This is a genomic window from Mesorhizobium sp. WSM4310, from assembly GCF_007003935.1.
GTDB lineage: Bacteria > Pseudomonadota > Alphaproteobacteria > Rhizobiales > Rhizobiaceae > Mesorhizobium.
The window spans coordinates 55,516-76,229 of sequence record NZ_VFTA01000012.1 but is presented as its reverse complement, the minus strand read 5'-3'; the positions used below and the strand labels follow the sequence as shown (position 1 = coordinate 76,229).

Sequence of the window (20,714 nt, the reverse complement as noted above, 5' to 3'; positions counted from 1 at the left end):
TTCGGATGGCTTCATGACCGACGCGATCCTTGTTCTCAACGGCGGTTCTTCGAGCCTGAAGTTCGCCGTATTCGGGCGACGCGGTGAGCTGGCGCTGCTGCTGCGCGGCAACGTCTCCTCTCTGGGTCAACAACCGCGGCTGCGTGTCGAGGCCGTAGCCGGCAGCTCCAAAGTCGACAGGAGCCTGAGCAAAGAACCAATCGATATGGACAAGGCGTTCGCGGCGGTTGCCTCCGTGCTCGTCGAAAACGATCTCTTGCGTCGCATCGACAGGGTAGGGCACAGGATCGTTCACGGCGGGCGCGACTTCACCGAAGCAACGCAGCTCGACGAACGCACGCTCAAAGCACTGCGCTTGCTCGAGCCAATGGCGCCCATCCACCAACGGATCAATCTCGAGATTGTCGCGCTGGCCACTGCACTCCTCCCGCAGGCCGTCCAGGTAGGATGCTTCGACACGGCGTTTCATTCGACCCGGCCGGAGCTTGCCAAAACCTACGGGCTGCCGCGCGCGATGACCGAGGCGGGCATCGTTTCCTACGGCTTTCATGGGCTGTCCTACAGCCACATCGCTGCGAAGCTGCATGACCGATACGGCGCCGTCGCCGGCGGCCGCACGATCGTCGCTCATCTCGGCAGCGGCGCCAGCCTGTGCGCCATGGACTCTGGACGAAGCGTCGCCACGACCATGGGGTTTTCGACCCTGGACGGCCTTGTCATGAACACGCGTTGCGGTGCGCTCGATCCGGGGGTCATCCTCCACTTGCTGCAGGAACGGCGGCTGTCCGCCGAAGAACTGGTCATGCTTCTCTACGAGCAATCAGGCCTACTCGGCGTGTCTGGTATATCTGGCGATATGCGGACCCTGATCGGCTCGGAGGATCCTGCTGCCGTTCAGGCTGTCGATCTCTTCGTTTATCGGATCGGACGCGAGATAGGATCGCTGGCCGCTGCCATGGGAGGACTGGACACACTGGTGTTCACTGCCGGCATTGGCGAAAACGCGCCGTTGGTCCGGGAAAGGATCGGCGCCGCCGCGGCCTGGCTTGGAGTTGGCATCGATGAACAACGAAACCGACGAGGCGAGGACGTTGTTAGCAATCGCAATTCCCGCGTCGATGTCCTTGTCATTCCAGCAGATGAAGAACGTGCCGTCGCGGTAGAGATGTCGATCTTTGCGTCTTCGGCAAACCAGGAGGGGCCGAGCCCCTAACCGGCTGATCGTGCGCCCAGTTCCCTTCGAACCTGGACGAGTGTCGCATCGTCGGGATCGGTGGTCACGGTGAAACCCATGTCGCGCTCGACCTCGATGGCGGCACGGTTTTCACGGCTCTCGATCGCTTCGATCGCTTCGAGTCCAAGTTTTTCGGCATATTTCGAGATATAGGCGAGCAGTTCCCAGCCAACGCCCAGATGCTTGCGATCCGCGCGAATGCAGATTGCGACCTCGCCGGTTCGGTCGGCGCGATCGCTTGCCAGCGTCGCAACGGCGATCAACATCCCGTCGGTCGAGAAGGCCACGAAATTATGGATATGCGCGTCGTCTGAACGCGTCATCGCCACCAGCCGTTCATGCGAAACTTCCTTCACAGCGCCGAGAAAGCGGAAGCGCAGATCTTCCGCGGTCACATGCGTGAAGAACTCGGCCAGCCCGGCCTCGTCTTCAGGGCGCGCGCGACGCACTTCGAAGCGAAATCCGGTGTGGGTGGTAAGTGTATCGTTCATGACAACAAGATCCCTGATCTGAGGCTGACGTTACGCTCGCTGCTTGGGAGGGCTCATTCGCCCATGGTCCGTAACACGTCCTGCTTGAGGATTTCGACGCTGCGCAGGTTGAGCAGGCGGATGACGCCCTTGTCCTTCAGCCGGGTGAAAACCCGTGACACGGTCTCGATGGTGAGTCCCAGATAGTCGCCGATGTCCATGCGCGACATCGGAAGTTCCACCTGCCGCAGGCCGCCTTGGCGCTCCACCATATCCACCAGGAAGGCGGCCACGCGTTCGATGGCGTTCTGGCGACCCAGGACGAGGAGGTGTTCCTGGGCCCTGGTCAACCCCTTGAGCGCCAGGGGCAGCAACTGATGTGACATGTCCGCCCCAGCATTGAAGCGGAAGACACGAACACAGGTGGCATTGATCGCTTCGGCGAAGAAGTGGTGCGTCGTGCCAGCTTCGAAGCCGAATGTCTCTCCAGCCAGGTGGAAGGCACTTATCTGCCGGCGGCCATCGGCAAGCAGTCGGTAGATGCGAACGGCGCCGAACTCGACCTGGTAGAAGGCTCCCGCCTTCCCGCCCTGGGCATAGATCTCTGAACCCGCTGGGAAGAAGCTGACCGGCTGCACCGGCCCGGAATCGAGTGGCGCTGGCAGGCCCGGCTGAGCAAGATGCGACGACAATGAAATCCTGGAGGAGGTGTAGGCTTGCATGGCTGTCTTCCCGGTTGATCCGTGACACAGCAATCGCGCAAATCGGCGGGTGCCGAAATTCGGTTATGTCCCTACGGGAAACTACCTAGGCGGGGCCTGGACGTCAGGCGGCCGCCCTGGCGTCGGCTGCGATCCCGCTGCCATCCGACCCTGCGTCTTCGACTTTGCAGATGGTGTCGTGATATCCGCGATATACCGGCTCCGCGGATGCGACTGTCGTGGTTGGCAGCTTGGTTATTGCTCCTCCCGATTATCTCGCGCATGGGTGTTGAGCCGGATCAAATCATTCGCGCCGCCGATTGCCTATGGTTTGCCTACGCTCGGGATAGGTTGAATGCGCATCGCGATCCTGTCTGATATCCATGCCAATCGCGAGGCGTTCGACGCAGCCCTGGAGGCCGTCCGAAGGCACGATCCGGACGAGGTGGTGTTGCTCGGCGATCTGGTCGGCTACGGGCCGGATCCCATCTATGTGATCGAGAAGGCCATCGATCTGGTGGCGCGCGGCGCGCTTTGCATCATGGGCAACCACGACGAGGCAGTGGCGCGGAACCTGAGCAACATGACTGAGAATGCACGGTTCGCGGCCCAGTGGACCCGTGAACGCCTCGCTTCCACGCACCTCGATTTCCTGGCGCGATTGCCGCTTTCACTGCAATCCGAGAACCGGCTGTATGTGCACGCCAGTGCCGAGAGGCCAGAAAGATGGTCGTATATACGCGACGTCGATGCGGCAGAACGCTGCCTGTCTTCAACGGATGCCCAGTTCATTTTCTGCGGCCATACCCACGTGCCGGCCATCTATTATGCGTTACCCGGGCGTCGACCGATGCATTTTCAGCCGCTGGACAACGTGGCGGCGCCACTGTCGGCGCTGAGGAGGCATCTGATAATTGCCGGCGCTGTTGGTCAACCTCGCGATGGCAACCCGGCGGCATGCTTTGTTCTTGTCGACCCGCAACGCCACGAGGTCACGATGGTTCGTGTCCCCTATGATCATGAAGAAACGGCACGCAAGATCCAGGCCGCCGGTCTGCCCGGTTGGCTTGGCATGCGTTTGAAGATCGGCCGCTGAGGAGACGTATTCCCATGCAAAGGTTTGAGGCAGGGGCAGTCATCGATGGCTTCGAGCTGGTGGAAAAGCTGCCTGCCGGCGGCATGGCCTCGCTCTGGCGGGCGACCAACCCGCGATACGAATTCCCGCTTGTGCTGAAGATACCGTTTCTCGACCCGGGCGGGGAGGTTTCCGTCATCCTCGGTTTCGAGGCTGAGGAGCTGATCCTCAAACGCCTGTCAGGCCCGCATGTGCCGCGTTTTGCGGCAGCCGGCAGCTTGTCGCGGGTGCCCTATCTTGCCATGGAGTTCGTGGCGGGCACCGGCCTGGCGGATCTCGTCGGCAACGCGCCGCTCCCCGTGGACGAGGTGACAAGGATCGGCGCCGAGATCGCGACCGCACTCGCTGCCCTGCACCGGCAGAAGGTCGTCCATCTCGATCTCAAACCCGAGAATGTCATTCTCGCCGAGCGCGGGGCAGTGCTCCTCGACTTCGGGCTCGCTTGGCACGCGGAGCTTCCCGATCTTCTCGGCGCGGAAAGCTCGGTGCCGATGGGCACGGCCGCCTATATTTCACCAGAACAGGTGCTCGGAGAGCGGTCCGATCCTGCAAGTGACTTGTTTGCTCTGGGTTGCATCCTCTATCAGCTGGCAACGGGCGAGGAGCCGTTCGGGCGGCCGGCGACTTTTGCGGGGATGAAGCGCAGGCTCTATCACGCTCCAAGGTCGCCGAGAGATATCAACGATGCCATTCCGCGCTGGCTGGAAGCCATCATCCTGAGATGCATGGAAGTGGACAGGTCTCGACGATATGTCGAGGCGGCGCACCTTCTGTCCGACCTGAGGAACCCCGACCAGGTGGTGGTCGCCAGGCGCAAACCCCAGGACAAGGGAGTATGGGCCGCGATCGCCAGGCTGTTTCGCAAGACGGATGACAGATCGCTTGTCGGCAAGCCGACCTTGTCGAGGGCGCAGGCCGGCCCGTCTATTGTCCTCGCCGCGGTCGATCTGGCCAATGGCAGCGATGCGCTGGCGGGCGAGGTCCTCAATGAAACCGCTCGTGTGCTTGCTTCGCGCGAGGATTCCCGCCTGGCCTGCGTGACGGTCCTGAGGACCGAGATCATAGGCGAGACGCGGGCGGTCGACGAATCCGGACGCCCCGTCTACTTGAAACGGCTGGTGGCGCTGAAGGATTGGGCTCACCCACTTCATCTGCCGGAAGACCGCATCAGTTATCATGTGCTCGAAGCGGTCAGCCCCGCTGATGCGATCCTCGACTATGCCGAGCACAATGACGTCGGCCACATCGTCGTTGGTGCCCGGGCATCTTCGGCAATCCGCCGCCACCTCGGCAGCGTTTCGACCAAAGTGGTCGCACAGGCTCTTTGCTCGGTCTCGGTGGTCCGACTGAAGGTCGTCGAGGAACAAGCGCGGCCGCTTTGATGCGTTCTAGGGTGTTTGACTCCGATCAAGGAAGGCTGGTGTCCTTGCCCGTCAGATGGCTGTTCAAATGGAGAAGAGCCATGCAGACGAATGCAACGCCTCGATACGACGCCAGCGTCAACACGACCGGTTGCTGCCCCAGATTCAATCCCGAGGGCTGGGACGGTCAGGAACTGCACTTCAGGGACAAACGGTTTGTCAAAGCCACGACCCACAGCGTCATGCATATCCCGGTGAACATGGGCAGCGTCTTCGCGCGCGTCAACAAACACATCGAGGACGCCGGTGCTTCCGATCCCGATCAGCTCATCGTTCTCAGCAGGGATGTCTCGCCCTGGAGCAGCGAGCATCTGTTTGCGGCCTCGAAACCTGTCGCCAACGAAGAGATGACCACGCTGAGCGGCGACTATGTGACCAAATTGTTCGAGGGGCCATACAGCCAGGCGAGGGCGTGGGACGAAGAAATGCGGGAAATTGCGCGTCATCGAAACGCAGAGGGGCGCGAGGTCTATTTCTTCTACACGACATGCCCGAAATGCGCCGAAGCCTACGGCAAGAACTATGTCGTCGCCATCGCGGCGGTGGCCTAGGATCGTCCAGGTTCGGTGGCTGGAGCGCCGGGCTCGACCCAGGTACCGCGTTCCCCTCTGACGATTGCGACGGCATCATCGAGCTTGCCGATCGCCGCGGGTTTCCCCGTTTCTTCAGCGAATTCGATTGCGGCACCGACCTTGGGCCCCATGGAGCCGGCTGGAAAATTCCGTTCCGAGATCTCCTTGGCGGTCACGCGCCGAAGCGCATGCGCGGCAGCCGTTCCATAGTCGACATAGACGGCGTCGACATCCGTCAGCATGAGCAGCATGTCGGCCTTTAACGCGCGAGCGAGAAGCGAGCTTGCCAGATCCTTGTCGATGACGGCCTCCACGCCGCAAAGACTGCCGTCATCCCGGGCTATCACCGGAACCCCGCCGCCGCCGGTGCAGACGACGATCACGCCACGTTCGACCAAAAACGAAATCACGGACGCTTCCAGAATCTCCAACGGCTTGGGCGAGGCCACGACACGGCGCCATTTTTCGCCATCGGGCGCGATCTGCCAGCCGCGCTCGCCGGCAAGCCTATGCGCGGTTGCCTTGTCGTAGACCGGGCCGATCGGCTTCGTCGGGTGAGCGAAAGCCTGATCTTGCGGATCTACTTTCACCTGCGTCAGCAGGGTCGCAAAAAGCCTCTCCTTGAGGAGGTTGCCGAGCTCCTGCTCGATCACGTAACCGATCATGCCGGCGCTCTCGGCGCCAAGCACGTCGAGCGGAAACGTGCCGCCGTCCGACGTTGCCGCTGCCTGCAGGGCCAGAAGTCCCACCTGGGGCCCATTGCCGTGTGTGACGACAATCGAGTGCCCGTCGTCGACAAGTTCCGCGAGCACCGAAGCGGCGCGCACGATGTTGGCGCGCTGGTTGTCGGCTGTCATCGGTTCTCCACGACGCAGCAATGCGTTTCCGCCGAGCGCAACAACGACAAGCATCTCAGTTGCCGATCGTGGCGACGAGCAGGGCCTTGATCGTGTGCATCCGGTTTTCGGCCTGGTCGAAGACAATCGACGCAGCCGACTCGAATACGTCGTCGGTGACCTCCATGCAGTCGATGCCGTACTCCTTTGCGATGAACTCGCCGATCTCGGTACCGGTGTCGTGGAACGCCGGCAGGCAATGCATGAATTTGACGTGGGGATTGCCGGCGGCAGCCATCACCTCGCCGGTGACCCGATATGGTGTCAGAAGGCGAATGCGCTCGGCCCAGCCCGATTTGTCCTCGCCCATCGACATCCACACGTCGGTGTAGATGAAATCAGCATCCTGCACGCAACTCGGCACGTCCTCGTCGAGCCGGAAGCGGCCGCCGCTTTGTGCTGCCAGCCCTCGGACATGGGCGCAGAATGCCTCATCCGGCCAGAGCTCCCTTGGCGAGGCTATGCGCATGTCGATGCCGACCTTGGCAGCTCCAAGCGCCAGCGACAGCGCGACATTGTCGCGCCCTTCACCAACGAAGGCGACGGTCATGTCAGAAAGATGCTTGTGCGTGAATTCGCGCATGGTCATGAAGTCGGCGAGAATCTGGGTCGGATGCGCCTCATCGGTGAGGCCGTTGTAGACGGGCACGCCGGCATGCGCGGCAAGCAGTTCGGCCTGATGCTGGCCAAAGCCTCGGTATTCGATCGCGTCGTACATCCGGCCGAGCACGCGAGCAGTATCCTTCATCGATTCCTTGTGGCCGATATGACTGCCGGTGGGGCCGAAATAGGTAACATGAGCGCCCTGGTCATAGGCCGCTACCTCGAACCCGGTCCGCGTGCGCGTCGAATCCTTCTCGAAGATCAACGCGATGTTCTTCCGGACAAGACGCGGGATTTCGTGGCCGGCGAGCTTGGCTGCCTTCAGGTCGGCTGCGAGCTTCAGCAGGAAACGGATCTCGTCGGCCGTGAGATCGTCCAAGGTCAGGACGGAGCGGCCATGAAGATTGATCGACATGGGAATTCCTTTCGGTTCAGATCGGGTCGCGCACAATCGGGCAGGTCATGCAGTGCCCGCCGCCTCGGCCGCGGCTGAGTTCGGCGCCTTCGACCGTGATCACTTCAATCCCGGCACGGCGCAGCAGTGTGTTGGTGTAGACGTTGCGGTCGTAGCCGATGACCACGCCGGGCTCGACCGCAACGACGTTGTTGCCATCATCCCATTGCTCGCGCTCGGCCTCGTAGCGGTCGCCGCCGGTGGCGATGATGCGCAGCGACTTCAGACCAAGGGCTTCCGCAACCACCGTCGTGAACGGCTTTGCCTCATCGGTGACCTCGACGGCCGTCTCTCCATCGCCAGGCCGCAGTGAGAAAGTGCGCATCCGGTCGACCACCGGCGGATACAACGTGACAAGGTCGCGATCGCAGAAAGTGAAGACGGTGTCGAGATGCATGAAACTTCGGTCCCTGGGCATCAGCGCAGCAATCACACGCGTCGCCTCGCCGGAGGCAAACAGGCTGCGCGCGAGATCGCCGACGGCTTGCGGCGTGGTGCGCTCGCCCATGCCGACGAGAACCGCTCCACCACCGATCGGCATGACGTCGCCGCCTTCCAGGCTGGTTCCTGTTCCCAGATCCGGCGAAACAAAGGGCACCCCGCTGTCGCGGAAGCGGGGATGGAAGCGGTAGACGGCTTCGACATTGGCCGCCTCCGGGCGCCTTGCAGGCCAATACATGGAATTGACCGAGACCGACCCGTAGATCCAGCAGGAGCTGTCACGCGTGAAAAGCTGGTTCGGCAGCGGCGGCACTACGAAATCTTGAGGAGCGAGCGTCCTTCCGGTCAGGCCTTTGGGTTCGAAAGGAAGCTCTGCCCGGGCAATGCCGCCGACAAGGCAGGACGACAATTGCTCCGATGACATCTCGTTGAGCCATCCCCGCAGTTCGCCGACCATGTCCAGCCCGACGACGCCGGGATGAATCCGGCGGTCGAGGAGCCAGTCGCGCGCCTTGCTCAGGCGCATTGTCTCAGCCAGGAGTTCCCCGAAGGAATGCACCAGCACGCCGCGTTCGCGCAAGGCATCGACGAAGACGTCATGCTCGTGGCGGGCTCGCTTGACCCACAGCACGTCGTCGAAGAGCAGCGCCTTGCAGTTGTCCGGTGTCAGCCTGCGTAGGCTGAGGTCCGGACGGTGGACCATCACCTCGCGCAGCCGGCCGACTTCGGAATGGACACCCAGGCTTGTCATCGCGTCAACCCTCGCACAGCGGGCCTCTCACAGCGGACTGACGGCGCCGGTCCACATCTCGTAGACCGCGAGGATGGCGACCGCGATGAGGATCCCGGCGAGGGCGGCCTCGGCGGTATGGAACACGCGCTGATTGGTTTCACGGCGCGCCCAGACGTAGAAGATGATGCCTGGGGCATAGAGGATCGCGCACATGAACAGGTAGGCCGGGCCTGCTGCATAGACGAGCCACAAGCCGTAGACCGTTGCCACCAACCCGGCCAAAAGCGGGCCAGTGCGTTGCTCGCCGCTCTCGTAGCTCTCGCCGGTCAGCGCGAGCTTGGCAGCGTAAGCTCCAGAAAAGATATAGGGAACAAGGATTGCGGCCGACGCGATGTAGAACAATGCCTGATAGGTGCTTTGCGCGAACAGCGTGATCACCAGGAAAGCCTGGACAAGGAGGTTGGTGATCAGAAGTGAGGTCGCCGGCACACCGTGATCGCTTTCACGGCCGAAGAATTTCGGCATTGTCCCATCCTTGGCGGCGACATGTGGAATTTCTGCCGCGAGCAGCGTCCAGCTCAGGAAGGCGCCAACCACCGATACCACAAGCGCGAGGTTGATCAGGATAGCGCCGAAGGGACCGACAACCGCTTCCAGCACGCCCGCCATAGACGGATTCTTCAGCACTGCGAGCTCGGGTTGGCTGAGGATGCCGAGCGACAGCAGCGACACCAGGGCGTAGAGCGCAAGGCAGGTGAAGAAGCCGAGAACAGTTGCCGTGGCGATGTCCTTGCGACGTTCTGCGCGGCCGGAAAAGACGCTGGCGCCTTCGATGCCGATGAACACCCACAGGGTCACCAGCATCGTGCTCTTCACCTGTGCGGTAATCGAACCGAGACTGGCGTTGCCCAGACCGGTGAAGTCGAGCGACCAGACTTGCAGTTTGAAGGCAACCACGACAACCCCGACGAACAAGACGATCGGAGCGATCTTTGCCGCCGTGACGATGAGGTTCACGATCGCTGCCTGCCGGATACCGGCGAGAACCAGGACGTGGATTAGCCAAAGCAGGATCGATGCGCCGAGCACCGCCTGCCATGTGTTCCCATCACCGAAGGCCGGAAAGAAATAGGACAACGCGCTGAACACGATCACTGCGTAGGAGACGTTGCCGACCCAGGCGCTGATCCAGTAGCCCCAGGCGCTGTTGAAGCCGATGAAGGGGCCGAAACCGGCCTTGGCGTAGGCGTAGGGCCCTGCGTCCAGCTCGGGCTTGCGGGTGGCTAGCGATTGATAGACGAAGACCAGTGCCAGCATGCCCACGGCTGTGATCGCCCAGCCGATCAGGATGGCAAGGGGGGCGGCCCCTGCAGCCATATTTTGCGGAAGGCTGAATACGCCGGAGCCGACCATCGAACCGATCACCAGTGCGGTGAGGGCTCCTACACGAAGTTTCGTTGGCGCCGCAGTCGCGACTTTCCGAACTGGGACGTTGATATCAGTCGTAGTCATGGGCGCTCTCCCTAATCTGAAGGCTCTGATGGGAGGCAATAGACAGGAAGCCAGCACCAACGGCTTTGATGCGGGTCAATAAGCCTTTGCTGAATAAAACTGAATAAAAGAGTGGCGATGGTGTTCCGGTTTCTGGGTCGCATCGCGTGCTTTCCGAGCCGTGTCGAACAGGAGCGACCGACTTGCGCCCCAGAAATCGTCCAGGGCGCAAATCGGATCCGGTCGGCTAATGGCTGTCAGGCAATGTCCGCCGGCTCGGCTTTGCGTTTTCGCCCCGTGATCATGGCCCGTACCAGGTTTTCGCGATGGCGAAAGCTTGCCAGAACGACGCCGCCTATATGGAAAAGGACCAGCAGAAGTAGACCGTGTGCGCTGAGGCTGTGCATCGTTTCGACCCACGACACGCCGAAATAGGCGTCCGTCGTCATCAGCCAACCGGTCAGTGCGGTTGAACCCATCGCCGCGATCAGCATGAGTATCATTGCGCCGCCGGCAGGGTTGTGGCCGATGTAGCGGGCTTCGCGACCGTGCAGCAACGCCCATAGGTAACGCAGCACCGTTTCCGGGTCACGCACGAATTGCGAGAAGCGCGCATAGGGTGTGCCAAGGACACCCCACACGAGCCGCGTCACGACCAGCCCGGCAGCAGTGTAGCCAGCCCAATAGTGGACGTCCTCCGAAGAATGGGAAGTGAGCCAGGCCGTGACGAAGCTGAGCACCAGCGCCCAGTGAAAGCCTCGCACGACTCGGTCCCAGACGCGCACCATCTCCAGCGATGGTTGCGCGTCCGCCGCTATTGAAGCGTTCCGATCAGTTTTCGCCGGCTTCGGCATTATCGAGCTTTTCAAGGGTCTCGGCATTGTAGGCGAGATTCACTTTCTTGCCGGCCTTGTCGACTGCGTAGACTTCATAGCAACCCTTCTCGACCTTGATCTGGCGGACGGTGAGACCTTCGCCGACCAATTGCGCCTCGAGCGTTGCCTTGGGCTTGAACTGTGATTTCGGCGCGGTGCTGCAGCTGCCGCCAGCAGCGAGCGCCGGTCCTGCAAGCATGCCGGCGAGCGCGGCGAGGACGAGTGTGCGATACATAATGGCTCCATTCGAGAGGTTGGGCGCTGATGTTGCGCCTTGAGGGGTGGATTTCGACCGGTTCGGCCAGACGGCGGTATGACCGTCATTGGTGCGGGATAGCCAATTCAACCTGACAACTGGCTGACAGCGGCTTCGGCATCGCCGATCGGGCTCACCGCCGGTCGGTTTGATTTGGCGCAAGGATCGCGGGTGGCGCCGCGAGCAGGATGGTGGCCGGGATACAGAGCGCTTCTGCTACTATCCCAAGGAGAAAAGTCATGAAAACCATGTTGAGGAGAGCTTCGCTTGGGGTTGCCGCCATAATGCTTATGCTCGGCAGCGCCAGCGCGACCCGGGCTGCTTCGATTGTCCAGGTCTCTTTGTGGGACAAGGGGGCAAGCGTGCAAATGCCCATGGGGCTCGCTTATGCGACGCCCGGGATCGATCTTTCGAAGGCCACCATGGGTATGAAGGCTTCCCCCGGAGCGGTGAAGGCCGGGGAGGTCACATTCAACGTGAAAAATGACTCCAAGGACACCGTTCACGAAATGATCGTCATGTATCTTGCCGATCCCGGCAAGCCGCTTCCCTATCTGGATGCCGAGAACCGGGTCGACGAAGACAAAGCAGGCGACAAGGGCGAGGTTTCAGAGCTCGATCCCGGCAAATCAGGCGCATTGACCGTCGAACTGAAGGCTGGAAAATACCTGCTTGTCTGCAACGTACCGGGTCACTATGGAGCCGGCATGTGGACCGAATTCACTGTCGATCCATAGGCCTTGAACCTGGCGACCCTGCGATTGTCGCAGTTTTTGAAAGCTCGCCGGGATCGCCGGTCCTGTCGGTTTGGCTGCCGCAGGACGGCAAGGTTACGACCGAAGGCAAGGTCAACGGTTGGGCCGAGCGTTGGCTCGACGAAACAGACGGATTGGGCGGTCTGGGCATTTTTTCCTGCGGCGTATGGAGCGCGTCATGAAAGCGATGGTGCTCGAAAAGGTCGGCGCCCCCTTGAAGCTGGTCGACAGGCCCGATCCCATGCCTGGGACGGGCGAGATAAGGCTGAAGGTCGAGGCATGCGCTGTCTGTCGCACTGATCTGCACGTGATTGATGGGGATCTGCGTCATCCAAAACTGCCGCTCATTCCGGGTCACGAAATCGTCGGCATCGTCGATTCTGTGGGCAAGGGCGTCGCGCGGTCCAGGGTGGGGCGCCGAGTTGGCGTACCTTGGCTCGGTGACACTTGCGGGCATTGTCCCTACTGCCTCGCAGGGAGTGAAAACCTTTGCGATCAGCCGGATTTCACGGGCTACACGCGCGATGGCGGCTTCGCCAGCCATGTCATTGCGGACGCGCAATTCGCTTTCGATCTGAACCGGGATGCCGATCCCGTATCGCTGGCGCCGTTGCTTTGCGCTGGCCTGATCGGCTGGCGATGCCTGAAGAAGGCCGGTGACGGCAAGCGGCTCGGGATCTACGGCTTCGGCGCTGCCGCGCATATCGTCGCCCAGATCGCGATCTGGCAAGGTCGTGAGATCTTCGCTGTCACCCGGCCGGGTGACAAGCAAGCGCAGGAATTTGCTCGTTCGCTCGGAGCGACCTGGGCGGGCGGGTCTGATGAACTTCCGCCAAGGCAGCTCGATGCCGCGATCATCTTCGCTCCCGTCGGTGACCTGGTGCCGATCGCGCTTGGCGCTGTCCGCAAGGGCGGCAGGGTGGTTTGCGGCGGCATCCACATGAGCGACATTCCGGCGATGGCCTATGAGTTGCTCTGGCAAGAGCGTGAACTGGTGCGCCCAGGTGCACACGCACACCAAGGTGTACCCGCTGGAACAGGCCAACCAGGCACTGGGCGATCTGAGGCAAGGCAGATTGAGCGGCGCCGCCGTCCTGGTGCCGTGATTGACAGTCGAGAATTATCCGGCCCGTCCTCCCAGACCGCGCATTTGCCGGATCCACTTCGCACGGGTCGCATCGCCGGCGCCGGCGACCATGCCGAACAATGTCTCACGCACCGGACTGATGCCGACGAAATGCAGGATGCTCCGCCGCATGCCGGCCAGGCCATGTCCAAGGAACCACAGGCGGTAGAGAACGGCAGGCATGCCCATCGTCACCACGACGCGTGCGGAGCGGCCGCGAAGCAATGTCTTGGTGAAGCCGCCGCCCTTGTCCGGGTAGGCAAAGGCGGTTCCCGGCCGCATGACCTGTTCCAGGAATGCCTTGAGCATGGCCGGCATGGTTCCGAGCCACAGTGGAAAGACAAAGACGATGTGCTCGGCCCAGACGATCGCGTCGGCGGCCTCCCTGAGGCCGGCGGGAACCGCACCATGCTCGAACTCCTGCATTGTCCGCAGCATTGGAAAATCGAGCGCCGCCAGATCGACCCGGCGCACGGCGTGTCCCGCCTTCTCCGCGCCATCGCCATAGGCTTTGGCAAGGCCGCGGCAGAGCCGCTCGGGGGACGGGTCGGGATGGCCGACCACAATGAGGATGCGTCGCGACATGGTCTACTCGCAGCAAATCTGTCGTCGCGGCGTCAAGGCCGCTCGACCCGTGCCACCTGGTAGGTGTGCATGGCGCCGTTGCGCTCGATCGACACATATTCGCCGGTCACGAACCGTTCGTCGCCGAGATGAAAGCCGATTTCGTCGTCGCGATCGCCTTCGGCGTAGTCGAAATACCATTGTCCGCCCGGCTTGCGCCTCAGTCTGCCGATCAGGTCCTCCTCGCCGGTGCGGAAGCGGCGAACGCGACAGGAAGCCCTGTGCGATTTCCACTCTTCCGCATCGATCCGGCCTTCGCCGGTCAGCGGAGCCAGCACGTCGTAGCCCTCTTCGCGGTCGCCTTCCGGGTGACCCTTTTCACGGGCCAGCAGCAGCCGGACGTGGCGGAATTTGGGGGTGAGATCCTTCAAACTGGTCATGGGAAACTCCTTTACGGAGTTTCATAGAGCGGTGGCTGGACCTGGCCCTTGATCCGCATCAAACAAAACCCGGTCGCCGCGCGTCTTTCAGGTGCCGAGCAACAGCATGGCGCCGTAGCCGGCGGCCGCAGCGGCCAGGGTTGCGCCGGCCAGAGGCACCCAGAATCTGACCGGACCGGCAAATACCGCGAGCGACAGCCGGCCGACAGCATTTGCCGCCAGCGCCGCGAGCACGGCCCGGCCCACCGTCTCGATGGACACGGAATGCTTGACCAGGCGCAACGCGCCGAGCACCGCAACATCGACATCGAACGTACCTGCAAGCGCCGAACTCGCCAGCAAGCCGCGCCCGCCGAATTGGGCGGCCAATCCGGCGCTCGCGGTCGCGACGATCGCGAAGAGCAAGGCGAAGAGCAGCAATGGGCCAAGTTCGAACGGATTGCGTGCCATGGCGCTCCCTTCGCCATTCCCTTTATCGCGGGTCAGCAGCAATGCGCCGCAGGCAGCGAAGACGAGGGCAGCCGCGATGGCCGGAATGCCGACCCAGGCGAAGACGCTCGGCTCGATGATCAGAACCACGGCGCAGACGCGGAGCACGGAAACCAATGCAGCCAATGATGCCGCTCCTGCGAGCGAAAGCGGGTTGCTTGCCGAAGCGGCGTTGCGGGCAAGCGCCAAGGTCACGGCGGTGGACGAGACGATCGCCCCGGCGAGCGAACTGACGAGCAGGCCGCGCGTATTTCCCAGAATACGAACAGCCACATAGCCAGCGAACGAAATCGAGGCCATCAGCACCGTCAGGAACCAGACCTCCCACGGATTGAAACCTCCCCACGGGTCCATCGTCCGGTTCGGCAGCAAGGGCAGGACGATCGCCGTCATCACCGCCAGGATGAGAGCCGATCGCAGTTCGATCCAGGTCAGTCGCTTCAGCAGGCCGTGCAGCACCTCTCGGCTGGCCAGGATTGCCGCCAATGCCGCACCGCCGGCGGCAGCCGCCCGATAGTCGTCGGTGACCGAAAGCGCGCCCAGCGCAAAAACGCCAAGCCCCGCGATCACGCTCGTGACACTGAAATCCTCGTCATGGGCAGCTTCGCGCGCCTTGTACCAGGCAAAGATTGCGGCAAAGGCGATGAACCCGCCGACCAGCACCGATACTGCACCGAGTGCGTTGGCAAGTGCGGCCAGAACGCCGCCGAGCAGGCCGGATATGCCAAAGGTGCGAATGCCCGCCGTGCGGCTGCGATCGGGCGCCTCCCGTTCGCGCCAGCCACGTTCCAGTCCAACGAGCAAGCCAATTGCCAGGGCCAGTCCGAGCCGGGCGATAAGCGGATCCATTGCCGCTGCGGCTTTCAGGCGGCGACCGTCGACAGACGGTCGCGAACCCACCCGACGATCTGGCCTGCCGTCATTGCGCCTGATCTGCGCGCGATTTCACGCCCGCCATGGAAGAGGATCATCGTCGGGATGCCGCGAATGCCGAGCCTTGCCGCAACACCCTGCTCATTGTCTGAGTTGAGCTTGAGCAGGCGAACATGTGGCTCCAGTTCGCGCGCCGCCGCTTCGTAGGCCGGAGCCATCATCTTGCACGGGCCACACCATGGTGCCCAGATGTCGACGACAACGGGAATACTGCTGCGCGCAATCTCGTGGTCGAACGCCTTGGCGTCGACGTCCAGCGGGTGACCTGAAAACAGCCTGTTCCCGCACTTTCCGCATTTGGCCTCGTCGGCATTGCGCGCCGGCGGCAGGCGATTGACCCCGCCGCATTTGCCGCAAACCACCAGATTCTGCTGTGCCATGCCCGTTCACCGATCCGTTGTTGTCCACTATGCGCGCCGGAGACGTCCGTCGCCAAGGGCGCGCAGTGCGTTCAAGATGACCGCCACGTCGATCCCTTCCTGAAGCAATGCACCTGCCACCGGTGCGATCTGCCCCATGGCCGCCGCAGCCATTGCCACACCCGAGAGCGCCAGCCCGACAACGATGCTCTGCAGGGCGATCGCACGCGTCCGTCGGGCGATCCGCACCGCCTCGGCGACAGGCCCCAGCCGGTCGGTGAGAACGATGACATCGGCCGCTTCGGACGAGGCTGTCGCCCCGCGCGCGCCCATGGCGACGCCGACCGTCGCCGCGGCAAGGGCGGGCGCATCGTTGATGCCATCGCCAACCATCATTGTCGGCGCTCTTGCTTTCTCGGCCTCGACGATCGCGACCTTGTCCGCGGGAATGGCATCGGCGACGACGGCGTCCAGATCCAGCATGGAAGAGATACGCTTTGCGGCGGCACCGTCATCACCCGTCAGCAAGACCATGCGCGTGATGCCGGCCGAGCGCAGGTTGACGAGCGTGTCGTGTGCATCGGCACGCATCGCATCGCCGAAAGTAAACACGCCGGCAAGTCGTCCGCCAAGTGCGACAAAAATCCTGAGCACCGGCTCGTCCCGGTATTTTTCTTCGCCGCTTTTCGCCCAGCCGGGCAGCGGCTTGTCGGCGAGCACGAGAGCCCGCGATCCCGCCGCGATCGCCATGTTTTCGACCCGACCCTTCAGGCCCGCGCCGCGATGCTCGCGGACATCACGCGGAGGCGAAAGCATCAGCTGTCTGCCGCGCGCCGTCCGGATGATCGAGTCGGCGAGCACATGGTGCGAGGCCTGCTCCAGGGATGCCAACAGGCGCAGCAGATGGTTCGCGTCGCGGCCGGGCGCGGCTTCGATTTCGATGAGCTCGGCGCCGCCGATGGTCAAGGTCCCCGTCTTGTCGAAGATCGCTGTTCGGGCTTGCGCGAGGGCCTCCAGGGCCGTGCTGCCTTTCATCAGGATGCCAGCCCGTGCGGCTCGCGAGACGCCGCCGATGAACGCAACAGGAGCAGCGAGGATGAGCGGGCAGGGCGTTGCGACGACCAGCACCGCAAGCGCCCTGATCGGGTCGCCGGAAATATACCAGGCGGCGCCGGAAACCAGCAGAGTGGCTGGCAACAGGAACAGGGCAAAGCGGTCCGCCATGCGAATGAACGGAGATTTCGCGGTCTGTGCTGCGGCGACCATGCGCACGATCGCTGCATAAGTGCTTTCCTCGGCGAGGGCCGAAGCCCGCATGCTGAAGGTCTCGCCCGCATTGACAGTACCGCTACGCAGCATGTCGCCCGCGGTCCGTCGTTCCGGCAGCGGCTCTCCGGTCACCGCGGACTCATCGATCGAGGCTGAAGCATCGAGCAGGATACCGTCGACCGGAAGCAGTTCGCCGGCGCGTACCAGAAGGGTGTCGCCGACAACGACCTTTTCGACGGAAATCCTTTCCGTTCCGTGTGTCGATTCGCGGTGTGCGACACGCGGTGACCGGTCGGTGAGTGCCTTGAGGTTCCGCTCGGCACGGCCGCGGGCAAAATCCTCGAGCACGGTGCCGCCGGCATACATGATGGCGACCACTATCGCGGCCAGCGGTTGTCCAAGCAGCAGCGCGGCGGACATGGACACCAACGCAATTGCATCGACACCAAAGCGGCCGATCCAGAAATCACGCAGAATGGAGATGGCGAGAGCCGCCACCACGGGCAAGGTGGCCACCGTCCAGATCGTGCCGGCATCAAAGGGCCCGAGCCCGCTTCGCCAGGCTCCGATGCCGCCAGCGAAACCCAGGATCGCGATGACCAGCAATGCGCGCCGCAGAGTGGACTCGTTCATGCGATGCCTTCCGATTTGATCGATGCCCACCAATTCTCGCTGGCACTGACGGGCGTGTCGAACTCAAGCAAACAGCTAGTCCCGACAGGCTGGTGAAGACTTTGATCCAACGCAACGAACGGGCAAGATCGACAGGCGATTATCGCTACGAACAGGAGGCATAGGGGTGACGATCCGAAATCTCGAATATGCGTTCGCTCCGAAGTCGGTCGCCATCTTCGGTGCATCAGGGCGTGACGGCTCGGTCGGCCGTGTCGTGTTCGACAACATCGTCAACGGCGGCTTTGAAGGCGAGATCTGGCCGGTCAACCCGAAATATTCCGAAATTGGAAATCGGCCGTGCTACGCCAAGACTGCCGTTCTGCCTGATATTCCAGACCTCGGTGTCATCGTCACGCCGCCGGACACGGTTCCCGGCATCGTGCGCGAGCTCGGTGACAGGGGGACGCGGGCCGCGGTCGTGATCACCGCCGGGCTTACCCGCGAGAACGGCCTGCGTCAGGCCATGCTCGACGCTGCCAAGCCCACACTGTTCCGCATCATCGGGCCGAATACGGTCGGACTGATGATCCCGCCCGTCAAACTCAACGCCGGATTTGCGCATATGGCCGCCAAGCCTGGCAACATCGCACTGCTGTCGCAATCAGGCGCCATTGCCACGTCGCTGATCGACTGGGCAGGCGATAACAATGTCGGCTTCTCCCAGATCGTCTCGCTCGGCGACATGGCCGATGTCGATGTGGGGGACTGCCTCGACATGCTGGCGGGCGACATGCACACCCACGCCATCGTGATGTATCTCGAAACCATTCCCAATCCGCGCAAGTTCATGTCGGCGGCGCGCGCCGCCGCGCGCCTCAAGCCGGTGATCGTTATCAAATCGGGCCGGCACGAGCAGGCGGCCAAGGCCGCCGCCACCCATACCGGCGCGCTGTCCGGGGCGGATCGTGTGGTCGATGCCGCATTGCTGCGCGCAGGCATCCTGCGCGTCAAAGGCCTGGCCGAGTTGTTCGATGCGGTTGAAACGACCGCCCGCTTCGCTCCGCTGGAGCGAGCCCGCGTCGGCATCGTCACCAATGGCGGTGGCGCCGGCGTGCTTGCCGTCGACCAACTTGTCGACTGCAACGGGGAACTGGCCGTACTCGCACCGGGAACGATTGCCCGCCTGGATGCCGTCCTGCCGGCCACATGGTCGCATGCCAATCCGGTCGACATCATCGGCGACGCTCCGCCTGAGCGTTACCGGGCCGCGGTCGAGGCCATCGCGGCCGATGCCGGGACCGACGTTGTCCTGGTCATGAACTGCCCAACCGGGCTCGGCTCGCCGCTCGCTGCGGCAAGCGCGGTGGCAACGCTCGCGCAGGACGGCAAGATCGGCGGCAAACCGGTCCTGACCTGCTGGCTTGGCGAACACACGGCGCGCGAAGGGCGACGTGTTCTTCAGGACGCCGGGATTGCCAGCCTCGAGACACCCGCTGATGCCGCGACGGCCGTATCCTACCTCGCCGACTGGTCGCGAGCGCAGCGGGCCCTGCTGCGTACGCCGTCGAGCCACGGCGAGGCCGCCACGAGCGGTCGAGAAGCGGTGCTTGCCCTATTCAGGCGGGTCGCCAGGGAAGGCCGGTGCATGCTGACCGAACCCGAGGCCAAGGCGGCGATTTCCGCCTACGGCATCCCGGTGCCCGAAACGATCATCGCCAGATCCCCTGCCGAAGCGGGGAAAGCGGCGAGCCGGCTTCTCAAGACATCCGAGCAGGTCGTCGTCAAGCTGCTGTCAAAGGCGATCTCGCACAAATCGGACATTGGCGGGGTGGTGCTCGGCATAGCATCCGCGGCGGCAGCCGAGGAGGCCGCCCGCTCGGTGAAGGCCCGGTTGCGCAAGCACGACCCCCAGGCCGATATCGAGGGTTATGCCGTACAGCCGATGGTGGTGCGAAAGCAGGCTCAGGAACTGATCCTTGGTGTCAGCCGCGATCCAATTTTCGGCCCGGTTCTGCTGTTCGGGGCGGGTGGCGTCGCCGTTGAAGTGACCGACGATACCGCAATCGCGTTGCCGCCGCTCGACGACGTTCTTGCCGGTGACCTGATCGGGCAAACGCGGATCGGCCGGCTGCTCGCCGGATTCCGCGATCGCAAACCCGCGGATCGGCAGGCGATCGTCGCGGTGCTCAACGGGCTGTCGCAGATGGTCGTCGACTTTCCGTGCCTCGTATCAATGGACATCAATCCGTTGCTCGCCGACACCGACGGTGTGATCGCATTGGATGCACGCATCGAGATCGAACCGGAGCGCGTGGAAGAAGCCGGGCCAAATCCCGCACTGTGCATCCGGCCTTACCCGTCAGGTTGGGAGAAGGAAATTTCGGCAGGAGGCGCTCGCTATCGTATCCGGCCGATCAGGCCGGCGGACATTGCGCTCTATCCCGAATTCCTCGGCAGGATTTCGCCCGACGATCTGCGCCTGCGGTTTCTGTCGCCGCGCAAAGGCTTCTCCGACCAGATGTTGAAGCGGCTCACCCAGCTCGACTACGACCGCAACATGGCTTTCGTCGCATTGGACACGAGCACTGGCGCGCTGGCAGGCATCAGCCGCTTGTCCTGCGATCCCGACCACGTCAGCGCCGAATACGCGTTGCTGGTGCGGACGGACTTGCAGGGTCATGGTCTGGGTTGGGAGTTGCTCAGCCAGATCATCGATTATGCAAAGGCCGACGGGATCCGCTGCATCGAAGGTATCGTGCTCAGTGAGAACAGCAAGATGCTGGCAATGTGCCGTGAATTCGGCTTCTCCATCATGCGCCTTCCGAACGAGCCGGGGCTTGTCGAGGCCAAGCTCGAACTCGGTTGAGGTCGATCATCCGCAA

General features: G+C 62.8%; 19 protein-coding genes and 1 pseudogene. 7 read left to right on the top strand and 13 right to left on the bottom strand.

What is annotated here, in order from left to right; genetic code table 11:
• Positions 1-13 precede the first annotated feature (13 nt).
• Positions 14-1,213 carry an acetate/propionate family kinase gene (locus tag FJV80_RS15305; protein ID WP_142876814.1) on the top strand — a complete coding sequence of 400 codons (1,200 nt, stop codon included), beginning with the start codon at positions 14-16 and terminating at the stop codon, positions 1,211-1,213.
• Here FJV80_RS15305 and FJV80_RS15300 read toward each other — a convergent pair.
• Entirely contained in the window at positions 1,210-1,725 is a 516-nt protein-coding gene (locus tag FJV80_RS15300; protein WP_095775410.1) for a GNAT family N-acetyltransferase, read from the bottom strand. The two genes, FJV80_RS15305 and FJV80_RS15300, sit on opposite strands and share 4 nt — an antisense overlap.
• A 53-nt stretch (positions 1,726-1,778) precedes the next feature.
• Positions 1,779-2,426 (bottom strand): helix-turn-helix domain-containing protein, encoded by a 648-nt coding sequence (locus FJV80_RS15295; RefSeq protein WP_095793730.1) that lies wholly within the window; start codon positions 2,424-2,426, stop codon positions 1,779-1,781.
• A gap of 334 nt (positions 2,427-2,760) precedes the next feature.
• Between FJV80_RS15295 and FJV80_RS15290 the strand changes: the two genes are divergently transcribed.
• The 3 genes from FJV80_RS15290 (at position 2,761) to FJV80_RS15280 (ending at position 5,512) form a co-directional block, all read left to right on the top strand.
• Positions 2,761-3,501 (top strand): metallophosphoesterase family protein, encoded by a 741-nt coding sequence (locus FJV80_RS15290; RefSeq protein ID WP_095775412.1) that lies wholly within the window; start codon positions 2,761-2,763, stop codon positions 3,499-3,501.
• 14 nt (positions 3,502-3,515) lie between these two features.
• Positions 3,516-4,922, top strand: coding sequence for a bifunctional serine/threonine-protein kinase/universal stress protein (locus tag FJV80_RS15285; protein WP_142876813.1), 1,407 nt, complete (start codon positions 3,516-3,518; stop codon positions 4,920-4,922).
• A gap of 80 nt (positions 4,923-5,002) precedes the next feature.
• Positions 5,003-5,512: a hydrolase gene (locus tag FJV80_RS15280; RefSeq protein ID WP_095775414.1), complete on the top strand. Its 510-nt coding sequence runs from the start codon at positions 5,003-5,005 to the stop codon at positions 5,510-5,512.
• Here the strand turns inward: FJV80_RS15280 and arcC are convergent.
• From arcC to FJV80_RS15250, 6 genes are all read right to left on the bottom strand, one after another.
• Complete coding sequence (gene arcC, locus FJV80_RS15275; protein ID WP_142876812.1) at positions 5,509-6,444, bottom strand: carbamate kinase; 936 nt, start codon at positions 6,442-6,444, stop codon at positions 5,509-5,511. The two genes, FJV80_RS15280 and arcC, sit on opposite strands and share 4 nt — an antisense overlap.
• A 1-nt stretch (position 6,445) precedes the next feature.
• Positions 6,446-7,447, bottom strand: a complete 1,002-nt coding sequence (gene argF / locus FJV80_RS15270; protein WP_095775416.1) for an ornithine carbamoyltransferase — start codon at positions 7,445-7,447, stop codon at positions 6,446-6,448.
• Positions 7,448-7,463: 16 nt separating this feature from the next.
• Entirely contained in the window at positions 7,464-8,678 is a 1,215-nt protein-coding gene (locus tag FJV80_RS15265) for an arginine deiminase (protein ID WP_095789725.1), read from the bottom strand.
• Positions 8,679-8,705: 27 nt separating this feature from the next.
• Positions 8,706-10,229, bottom strand: a complete 1,524-nt coding sequence (arcD, locus tag FJV80_RS15260; RefSeq protein ID WP_246688982.1) for an arginine-ornithine antiporter — start codon at positions 10,227-10,229, stop codon at positions 8,706-8,708.
• Positions 10,230-10,408: 179 nt separating this feature from the next.
• Positions 10,409-10,939 carry a cytochrome b/b6 domain-containing protein gene (locus tag FJV80_RS15255; protein WP_095775419.1) on the bottom strand — a complete coding sequence of 177 codons (531 nt, stop codon included), beginning with the start codon at positions 10,937-10,939 and terminating at the stop codon, positions 10,409-10,411.
• Positions 10,940-10,982: 43 nt separating this feature from the next.
• The gene (locus tag FJV80_RS15250; RefSeq protein WP_142876811.1) at positions 10,983-11,261 is read right to left on the bottom strand and encodes a PepSY domain-containing protein; all 279 of its coding nucleotides are present in this window, start codon (positions 11,259-11,261) and stop codon (positions 10,983-10,985) included.
• A 260-nt stretch (positions 11,262-11,521) separates the two neighbouring features.
• Here FJV80_RS15250 and FJV80_RS15245 point away from each other — a divergent pair, with 260 nt between their 5' ends.
• Together FJV80_RS15245 and FJV80_RS15240 are read left to right on the top strand one after the other, a co-directional pair.
• Positions 11,522-12,019 carry a sulfocyanin-like copper-binding protein gene (locus FJV80_RS15245; RefSeq protein ID WP_095789728.1) on the top strand — a complete coding sequence of 166 codons (498 nt, stop codon included), beginning with the start codon at positions 11,522-11,524 and terminating at the stop codon, positions 12,017-12,019.
• 196 nt (positions 12,020-12,215) lie between these two features.
• Positions 12,216-13,143, top strand: a pseudogene (locus FJV80_RS15240) (zinc-dependent alcohol dehydrogenase family protein).
• Between the two features lie 14 nt (positions 13,144-13,157).
• Here the strand turns inward: FJV80_RS15240 and FJV80_RS15235 are convergent.
• From FJV80_RS15235 to FJV80_RS15215, 5 genes are all read right to left on the bottom strand, one after another.
• Entirely contained in the window at positions 13,158-13,748 is a 591-nt protein-coding gene (locus FJV80_RS15235) for an NAD(P)H-dependent oxidoreductase (protein ID WP_095789729.1), read from the bottom strand.
• Positions 13,749-13,780: 32 nt separating this feature from the next.
• Complete coding sequence (locus FJV80_RS15230) at positions 13,781-14,167, bottom strand: hypothetical protein (protein ID WP_095775423.1); 387 nt, start codon at positions 14,165-14,167, stop codon at positions 13,781-13,783.
• An 87-nt stretch (positions 14,168-14,254) separates the two neighbouring features.
• On the bottom strand, positions 14,255-15,505 hold the full coding sequence (locus FJV80_RS15225) for an MgtC/SapB family protein (RefSeq protein ID WP_142876810.1): 1,251 nt from the start codon (positions 15,503-15,505) through the stop codon (positions 14,255-14,257).
• Between the two features lie 14 nt (positions 15,506-15,519).
• On the bottom strand, positions 15,520-15,969 hold the full coding sequence (gene trxC, locus FJV80_RS15220) for a thioredoxin TrxC (protein ID WP_095789731.1): 450 nt from the start codon (positions 15,967-15,969) through the stop codon (positions 15,520-15,522).
• Positions 15,970-15,996: 27 nt separating this feature from the next.
• Complete coding sequence (locus FJV80_RS15215; RefSeq protein ID WP_095793750.1) at positions 15,997-17,850, bottom strand: heavy metal translocating P-type ATPase; 1,854 nt, start codon at positions 17,848-17,850, stop codon at positions 15,997-15,999.
• Between the two features lie 166 nt (positions 17,851-18,016).
• On the opposite strand from FJV80_RS15215, the gene FJV80_RS15210 reads away from it, so the two are divergent.
• Complete coding sequence (locus FJV80_RS15210; protein WP_142876809.1) at positions 18,017-20,698, top strand: bifunctional acetate--CoA ligase family protein/GNAT family N-acetyltransferase; 2,682 nt, start codon at positions 18,017-18,019, stop codon at positions 20,696-20,698.
• The last annotated feature ends 16 nt before the right edge of the window (positions 20,699-20,714 follow it).

Coding starts and splice junctions, on each gene's coding strand:
- arcC (WP_142876812.1), bottom strand. CDS start 6,444: ATGCTTGTCGTTGTTGCGCTCGGCGGAAACGCATTGCTGCGTCGTGGA.
- FJV80_RS15305 (WP_142876814.1), top strand. CDS start 14: ATGACCGACGCGATCCTTGTTCTCAACGGCGGTTCTTCGAGCCTGAAG.
- argF (WP_095775416.1), bottom strand. CDS start 7,447: ATGTCGATCAATCTTCATGGCCGCTCCGTCCTGACCTTGGACGATCTC.
- FJV80_RS15300 (WP_095775410.1), bottom strand. CDS start 1,725: ATGAACGATACACTTACCACCCACACCGGATTTCGCTTCGAAGTGCGT.
- FJV80_RS15215 (WP_095793750.1), bottom strand. CDS start 17,850: ATGAACGAGTCCACTCTGCGGCGCGCATTGCTGGTCATCGCGATCCTG.
- FJV80_RS15265 (WP_095789725.1), bottom strand. CDS start 8,678: ATGACAAGCCTGGGTGTCCATTCCGAAGTCGGCCGGCTGCGCGAGGTG.
- FJV80_RS15235 (WP_095789729.1), bottom strand. CDS start 13,748: ATGTCGCGACGCATCCTCATTGTGGTCGGCCATCCCGACCCGTCCCCC.
- trxC (WP_095789731.1), bottom strand. CDS start 15,969: ATGGCACAGCAGAATCTGGTGGTTTGCGGCAAATGCGGCGGGGTCAAT.
- FJV80_RS15225 (WP_142876810.1), bottom strand. CDS start 15,505: ATGGATCCGCTTATCGCCCGGCTCGGACTGGCCCTGGCAATTGGCTTG.
- FJV80_RS15230 (WP_095775423.1), bottom strand. CDS start 14,167: ATGACCAGTTTGAAGGATCTCACCCCCAAATTCCGCCACGTCCGGCTG.
- FJV80_RS15255 (WP_095775419.1), bottom strand. CDS start 10,939: ATGGTGCGCGTCTGGGACCGAGTCGTGCGAGGCTTTCACTGGGCGCTG.
- FJV80_RS15245 (WP_095789728.1), top strand. CDS start 11,522: ATGAAAACCATGTTGAGGAGAGCTTCGCTTGGGGTTGCCGCCATAATG.
- FJV80_RS15280 (WP_095775414.1), top strand. CDS start 5,003: ATGCAGACGAATGCAACGCCTCGATACGACGCCAGCGTCAACACGACC.
- FJV80_RS15285 (WP_142876813.1), top strand. CDS start 3,516: ATGCAAAGGTTTGAGGCAGGGGCAGTCATCGATGGCTTCGAGCTGGTG.
- FJV80_RS15295 (WP_095793730.1), bottom strand. CDS start 2,426: ATGCAAGCCTACACCTCCTCCAGGATTTCATTGTCGTCGCATCTTGCT.
- FJV80_RS15250 (WP_142876811.1), bottom strand. CDS start 11,261: ATGTATCGCACACTCGTCCTCGCCGCGCTCGCCGGCATGCTTGCAGGA.
- FJV80_RS15290 (WP_095775412.1), top strand. CDS start 2,761: ATGCGCATCGCGATCCTGTCTGATATCCATGCCAATCGCGAGGCGTTC.